Origin of the sequence: Brevundimonas sp. SL161, from assembly GCF_049896985.1 — a bacterium.
GTDB lineage: Bacteria > Pseudomonadota > Alphaproteobacteria > Caulobacterales > Caulobacteraceae > Brevundimonas.
The window spans coordinates 1-542 of the sequence record NZ_JAFCVJ010000098.1 but is presented as its reverse complement, the minus strand read 5'-3'; the positions used below and the strand labels follow the sequence as shown (position 1 = coordinate 542).

Genomic DNA, 542 nt, shown 5'->3' with positions numbered 1-542 from the left:
GTCCAACGATCCGAAGTTCGCCGCCAAGGTCCGCGACATCGTCGGCCTCTATGTCGATCCACCGGCCCACGCCGTGGTGCTCAGCGTCGATGAGAAGTCGCAGATCCAGGCGTTGGATCGCACCCAGCCGGGTCTGCCGATGAAGAAGGGCCGCGCCGGGACCATGACCCAAGACTACAAACGCCACGGCACGACCACCCTCTTCGCCGCCTTCGATGTGCTGGAGGGCAAGGTCATCGGCCGCTGCATGCAGCGCCACCGGCATCAGGAGTTCATCCGGTTCCTGAACGCCGTCGAGCGCGAGGTCCCGGCCGGAAAGACTATCCACGCCATCCTCGATAACTACGCCACCCACAAACACCCCAAGGTGATCGCATGGCTGGGCCGTCATCCGCGCTGGACGTTCCACTTCACGCCGACGTCGGCCAGCTGGCTCAACGCCGTCGAGGGCTTCTTCGCCATCCTCACCAAGCGCCGCCTCAAGCGCGGCGTCTTCAAGGGCGTCGTCGATCTCCAGGCCGCCATCAACCGCTTCGTCGTCG

The 542-nt window shown here is 64.9% G+C and carries 1 protein-coding gene; it reads left to right on the top strand.

Annotated features, from left to right (window positions below; translation table 11 throughout):
- On the top strand, nucleotides 1-542 hold a 542-nt coding region (locus ACP7AU_RS17815; protein ID WP_426052290.1), incomplete at both ends, for an IS630 family transposase.